Source organism: Azospirillum sp. B506 (assembly GCF_000333595.1).
GTDB lineage: Bacteria > Pseudomonadota > Alphaproteobacteria > Azospirillales > Azospirillaceae > Azospirillum.
The window spans coordinates 1-1098 of record NZ_BADK01000423.1 but is presented as its reverse complement, the minus strand read 5'-3'; the positions used below and the strand labels follow the sequence as shown (position 1 = coordinate 1098).

The window sequence follows — 1098 nt, the reverse complement described above, 5'->3', positions numbered from 1 at the left end:
GAGGCACGGACAGCACGGGGGGGGCTGCTCGGCGGACGGGCCGTTTCGGAGGTCCGCAAGGAACTGGCGGAGGAGCGGCACGAAGCCGAGGCGCTGGTGGAGAAGGCCTCCTTCACGCGGCAGGACGCAATCGCCCGCCTGTCGGCGGCGGAACAGGAACGGGAGACCCGCGGCGAGGCGGCGAAGCGGTGCGCCGAGACGGCAGGGGCAATCGGCGAGCGGCTGGAAAGGGCGGTGGCTGACCGCGGCGTCGAGCTGGAGGAAGTCCGCCGGTTGCTCGCTGCGCCGGAGAACGAACTCGAAGCGGAAGAACTGGCGCTGGCGGTGCTGGAGCGGGCGCGCAGCGATGCCGCCCTGGTGGTTGCCGAACGGAGGCGGCAACGCGCCGATCACCATGCGGCGGACCGGCCGGCGTTGAGCATCGAGGAGGCTGCCGCGACGGCGGCCAGCATCCGGACGGTGCTGGAGCGCGACCGCGACCGGCTGGGCTCGGCACGCGGACGGCTTGAAGCGGACGACGCCAACCGGCGGCGGCTCGCCGGGCTGACCGCGACGATCGAAGCGCAACAGGCCCGCTGTGCGCTGTGGGGCAAGATGGCTCAGTTGATCGGTTCGGCGACCGGGCAGAAGATGCGCAACTTCGCGCAGAGCCTGAGTCTGGACCTGCTGCTGACCCACGCCAACCGGCATCTGGAGGATCTGGCCCGCCGCTATCGTCTGGAGCGGGTGGACGGGGCCGACCTGGAAATCCAGGTGGTCGACCGCGAGATGGGCGACGAGCGGCGCGGCGTGCACAGCCTGTCGGGCGGCGAGCTGTTCCTGGTGTCGCTGGCCCTGGCGCTCGGGCTGTCGGCGATGGCGGCGGGGACCTCCGGCGGGATCGGCACGCTGTTCATCGACGAAGGGTTCGGCACGCTCGACCCGGACAGCCTGGACGTGGCGCTGTCCTGTTTGGAGGCGTTGCAGGCCGGCGGGCGGCAGGTCGGCGTCATCAGCCATGTTCCGGCGATGGTCGAGCGCATCGGCACGCAGATCCGCGTGATGCCGCTCGGCGGCGGCCGCAGCCGGGTGACGGTGCAATCGGTGCGGAAAGGCGCT

General features: G+C 71.8%; 1 protein-coding gene. It reads left to right on the top strand.

Features of this window, described 5'->3' with window-relative positions; genetic code table 11:
• On the top strand, nt 1-1098 hold a 1098-nt coding region (locus I71_RS13000), incomplete at both ends, for an SbcC/MukB-like Walker B domain-containing protein (protein WP_042695281.1).